The following is a 5,298-nucleotide window of genomic DNA, read 5'->3' on the forward strand; positions in this document are numbered from 1 at the left end:
CCTTCTTTTCTAAATTTCTCTTCAAGCGATTTCATCATCTTTTCATGCGTTTTCTTATGCTGACTAAAACCAACATGGATATACTTTTTCCTCAACATATAAAGAAAAATTGGCCTAATCAAAAGTGGGATAAACTTAATCTTCTGCTCGTCAAATTCTCTAAATTGATTTATCCATCCTATTGGATTATAATCTTCAGGTTCTCCATGTGTAAAATAAATTATGGCAGTATGTCCTTTGCCTTTATCCCCTTTTTCCCTAGTAAGTTCAGGAACATGTCTATAATCCTTCATTGAAAGTATTTTAACAGTCATTATATAATAACCAAGCAAAATAGATAGGAAACACAATACTAGAAAAAAAAGCTCTAATCCACTTAGATTAAAATAAATAAGAAAGATGAAAATAATAAATTCAGAAAATAACAACAGAGCATATATCTTAATCTTACTCTGATGGACTGTCAAGAATTTAACTATAGTTACCCCAATCAAAAAGCCAACGATGAGCGTTATCAGAAATAAAATAGTATTAATCTAATCCCCTCTTAGACCATTATTTTCACTTTCAATTAAATAAGTTTTTATTAAGTTACTAAATCAGAAAGTCATTTAAATTAATTATATTTCTTTTTTTTAATGAAAGTAGATTTACATGTTCACACAACTGCATCAGATGGACTGCTCTCACCGACAGATATCATAGCCAAGGCTAAAAAAAATGGATTAAACACAATAGCTATTGCAGACCATGATACAATTGATGGTATACCTGAAGGTATGAAGGCTGCAAATGAAAGAGGGATAAGACTAATACCTGCCCTTGAAATCAGCGCAAAACACGAGAACCAGGTTCATATGCTTGGCTATTTCGTAGATTACACTGATCTAAAGTTTCAGGGCTTTATAAACAAACTGAAAAATTCAAGAGAAGAAAGAAATCAAAAGATGCTAAAGAAATTGGAAAATTTAGGCTTTGAAATCACGATGGAAGAGCTAAAAGCTAGTGCAGCTGGAAACATTGGCAGACCCCACATTGCAGACCTAATGGTGAAAAAGGGATATGTTTCTACTTTTGCTGAAGCCTTTGAAAAATACATTGGAAACGATAAATCTTGTTATGTTCCAAAAGAAAGGCCAGATATACGAAAGTCCATTGAATTAATTAAAAAATACAAAGGTGTTCCTGTACTGGCCCACCCAAAGTATACTTTTTTGGAAGATGAAGATCTTGAAAACTTCATAGCTTATCTATCTGATATCGGTCTTGGAGGGCTTGAAGTCTACTACTCAAAGCACACAAAAGAAGAAGAGTTAAAATACCTGAAACTTGCAGAAAAATACTCTCTCATCCCAACAGCAGGTTCTGACTACCATAGAGAAGGTGATCAATTCGGGATGGAACTAAAAAAAGAGTATTTAGAAAGATTATTTTCACTGAAGGCTCTCTAACGCTTCAATTATTTTTTCAACTAGGATATTAGGGTCATCTGAAGACAGAACATTATCATGGGATTTCCCCATTTTTCTTAAGACATCTAAGAAAAGATCAGATGCGCCAGCAGTCCCTAATAGCAATCCAACAATCTTTTTTTCATCATATGCTATTGTGAGCTCATTTAGGGTGCCAATCATTCCCTGGACTGAAATAACTGCATCACAACTTCTGACAAGGGTAACATTTCTTCCTTTGTACCCAGAACCAGTGAATACGAGAGAATCAAAAACATCAGAAGGATATTTATAATCTTCAACATGCTCTTTGAAATTTATTGCAGGGGACACTCCAACTGTTGTTCCGCCAGATTCTTTTGCCCCCATTGTAGCTTCATGTGGTAATCCAGGACATGCTCCAGAAAAAAGTACCAGATTATTTCTTGCAATTGCCCTTCCAAGCTCTCTTGCAGCAAGTCTTACCTCACTTCCTATGCTGCCGCTTGCAGAGCCGATAACTCCTATCTGGTATCTCCTAATATTAAGCCCTCCTTCAGATGGCCTTCTTAAAGTAGTTCACCTTGGGCTCGTAGAGGTCTCCTCTCGAAAGGAGTTGTCTTACAGAATTGTCAATGTCATCTGCTAGATAGTCATCCTTTAGTTCATATAATATGAGATCGAGGACCACGCCTTCTCCTTCATCGAGCTTTTCAATTGCATCTAACACTCTCGACTCAATTGCTGTATCAGAATCAAAGATACGATTCTCTTCGGCATACTCCACTAGATAATTAAGCTCTTCAATTGCGTCTATTAGATCAGGATTTATTCCCTCTTTTTTGGCACGGTCCATTGCCTTTCTCACATTTTTTTCTTCGTCATATATCTTCTGGGCTATTTTGAAGTATTTTTTCTGCCTGACTTTAGCAAGGACAGATTCAGCTCTGTGAAGTGTCATCATATTAGAAGAAACTAAAGACAGTGCTTCAAGATTAAGCTGCTTTTTGCCCTTCCACTCACTGAGCTTTGCCATAAACTGGATGAGATCCCCTTTCTTAATTGACATTAATAGTTTCGTATTCTCTCTAAATGCAAGGGCCACTATACTCTGTGTCCCATCGTCTAAGAATACAGACCCGTAAGTACCGTCCTCGGATAGCCTTGGTTCTGCCATTACAGTTGCAACACCTTTGAGTCTATAAACCTTTAATCCATCTTGAGTGATCACATAATTAGTTGCAAAATCGTCTTCAGGTTTTACGAAATAGCCTTTTTGTATCTCAGCCAGAGAAAGTCTTGAAGAAGGCATTCTTTTTTTCATAGGTAAACCTCCTTCTCAATTTGTTGAACTTTTCTAAAGAGGTCAATATTAAATTCTGAGAAATCCTGAATTATGTCGGAGTCAACAATTACCTGCCCCCCTTCCTTATACGGGCTTCCAATTACCCTTAGAATTTTCTCCATATCATAAAGTGTGTCAGAGGAAACGCTTATTGCCCCTGTTCCGTCGTCAATGATTAGCGTATAAGTAGAAGGGTCAATAGATACAACTACCCCTATAAAAGAAACTAATGTTTCGTCTCCTTTGATTTCACGTATGTCTTTTTCAATTGAGTAATTCTGTTTCATTGTATCTCCTTTCCTATGGCTGCCAATACCATCTCAATTTCTTCTTCTAAATCAGCATCAAATATATTGTGTATTTGAAATACGCTTCCTATAAACTCACTCTCAGCAACATTTCCAGAAAGAAGGATCTCTTTACCAAGCATACTGTAATGATTGTCATCTAAGTATGCCTCGCCAGCATTTTTGAAGTTAAATCCTTTCTCAAGATAACTTTTTACTCCTTGATATATCTCATCGGCACTTACCCCAAGGACTTTCTCGGCTTTTTCTTTGAAAAATGAAGCTCGTATATACCCTGTTGAATCGTCTATTCCGAGGTCAAGTATCACAACTTTTGTAGGGTTAACCTCAAGCTTGCAGTGCTTGCAGAATCCTTTCTGAGGTGAATCCATTTTTCTAAAACATGTAGGGCATCCATCATAGAAAAATACTGAGTAAAGTTTGGCTATTGTCCCCCTCACTTCCTTAAACTTGTCGCCCGGTATTAAGTCGGATATATTAGTTCTCTCATATTTTAAGGATTTAACGGTAGAAGTATCTGGTAACGATGATTCATCAATTCCTTCAGGATTAATAATCACTTTACTTTTTGAAGTTATATAAAGCTGGGGCCCTTTCATTCCACCTTTGACCTGTCCAGCTATTATCTTTATAATGTCCCCACTGTTTAAGGCCTCAGAGAATCTGACAGCGTTTTCATCCCAAAATACAACTGCGATTTCTCCTGTGGTATCAGCTATCATAACATTGAGAACTACTCCTTGCGAGCCGTCATCTCTTGTAAACTCTTTTGGAGCATATTTTCTTGTAACCCTCCCCAGGACATTAACATCTTTCATTCCCTCTTTTAGTAAATCGATCTTGAGATCTTCTTTTCCAGGCAGGGCTATCCCTTCTTCGGAAGCAATTATAGAAAGAATACCTTTTGTAGTTATATCATACATTAATGATTCTTTTTTTATTCTAATTTTATCTTTTATTTGAGCTTCCGAATAACCCTTCTCCATCAATTTAGACATTATGAGGGATACGTCATCTTCCATCAAAGCACCTATTAACTTTTTATTTCGTGAATATTGAAATACTTTTCTATTAGTCAAATATATAAATCTAAGATTTATATAGGTTATGAGGATTATTGGATTATTTACTTCTCTTTATATTTTATCATGTTCAAAAGTGCCTTGTTATAGGGTGTTGGTATATCTAATTTTTTTCCAAGTTCGATGATTTTGCCCGATATGTAATCTATCTCTGTTCTATTTCCTTTTCTGAGATCTGAAAGAGTTGAATTGATATTCTTAGAGGTATTTTTAATAACAGTTAAAGTATTTTCAAAAATTTCATCAGAAATATTTATCCCTTCTTTTTGAAGAATTGTCTTTCCTTCTTCTGTAATTTCCCTTACAATTTCAATAAGATTATCGTTTAAGAGAATTCCATTCTCATCATCAAAAATTGAAGCAAGTGGATTTATAGACGAGTTAATAATTACTTTTGACCATATCTCACTCTTGATGTCATTTGTGATTTGGGTCTTTATCCCAGCACTATTGAATGCTCTAACAATTTCTTTCACAGCATTGTTCTCTTCGGATATGGCTCCAATTACAGTAGTTCCTTTTCCTCTGTACTGCACTATTCCTGGTGCTTCAAGGAATGCACCCATACTTGTGACTGCTCCAACAATATTATGTTTGGCAATAAATTTAGAAATCTCTTCGACATTTCCAGCACCGTTTTGAAGTGACATTACAATTACATTTTCATTAAGAATCGGTGTGATTTCTTTTAGTGCTTTTCTTGTGTCATAAGCTTTAGTTGTTATTATGATGAGGTCGGATCCTTTTGCGTCTAGTGGATTAGAAGAAGCATCTATTCTAACATTAAAATCATCAAGCCCTGAGACAGAAAGTCCATTTTTTCTTATAGATTCTATGTGACTTGATCTTCCAATTAGTAAGACATCTGCGCCACCTTTTTTAAGAAGTCCTCCAAAAAGACTTCCTATGGCCCCTGCCCCCATAAAAGCTATCTTCATCTTATCACTTAGTTGATAATGAGTTAGTTTTTATATTTGTTGTTAATAATATAATTAATTCAGTAAATACTTTTAAGTATCCTCTACACAATAGAAGTTAGGTGATATAATGCCTCTACCAGAAAAGGTTGAGTTTATTGGTAATTACAAGGGATGGAAGTGTTACAAAAGTTTTGAATCCCTTGATGGAAAAGA

6 protein-coding genes and 1 pseudogene are annotated in these 5,298 nt (G+C 35.5%); 1 reads left to right on the forward strand and 6 read right to left on the reverse strand.

Going from position 1 to position 5,298, the window contains the following annotated elements:
* On the reverse strand, positions 1-314 hold a 314-nt coding region (locus KO464_04245), incomplete at its 3' end, for a hypothetical protein (GenBank protein ID MCC7572584.1).
* A gap of 324 nt (positions 315-638) precedes the next feature.
* Between KO464_04245 and KO464_04250 the strand changes: the two genes are divergently transcribed.
* On the forward strand, positions 639-1,451 hold the full coding sequence (locus tag KO464_04250; protein ID MCC7572585.1) for a PHP domain-containing protein: 813 nt from the start codon (positions 639-641) through the stop codon (positions 1,449-1,451).
* Here the strand turns inward: KO464_04250 and KO464_04255 are convergent.
* The 5 genes and pseudogenes from KO464_04255 to KO464_04275 form a co-directional block, all read right to left on the reverse strand.
* Positions 1,434-1,973: a hypothetical protein gene (locus KO464_04255; GenBank protein MCC7572586.1), complete on the reverse strand. Its 540-nt coding sequence runs from the start codon at positions 1,971-1,973 to the stop codon at positions 1,434-1,436. The genes KO464_04250 and KO464_04255 overlap by 18 nt on opposite strands.
* A 13-nt stretch (positions 1,974-1,986) precedes the next feature.
* Entirely contained in the window at positions 1,987-2,754 is a 768-nt protein-coding gene (locus KO464_04260; protein MCC7572587.1) for a replication protein RepA, read from the reverse strand.
* Positions 2,751-3,062, reverse strand: coding sequence for a hypothetical protein (locus KO464_04265; protein ID MCC7572588.1), 312 nt, complete (start codon positions 3,060-3,062; stop codon positions 2,751-2,753). Before KO464_04265 ends, KO464_04260 begins: the two co-directional genes overlap by 4 nt.
* Positions 3,059-4,105, reverse strand: coding sequence for a hypothetical protein (locus KO464_04270; GenBank protein MCC7572589.1), 1,047 nt, complete (start codon positions 4,103-4,105; stop codon positions 3,059-3,061). Before KO464_04270 ends, KO464_04265 begins: the two co-directional genes overlap by 4 nt.
* Before the next feature lie 104 nt (positions 4,106-4,209).
* Positions 4,210-5,103: pseudogene (locus tag KO464_04275) on the reverse strand (2-dehydropantoate 2-reductase).
* Positions 5,104-5,298: the final 195 nt, after the last annotated feature.

The organism is Methanofastidiosum sp. (assembly GCA_020854815.1).
Taxonomy (GTDB): domain Archaea; phylum Methanobacteriota_B; class Thermococci; order Methanofastidiosales; family Methanofastidiosaceae; genus Methanofastidiosum.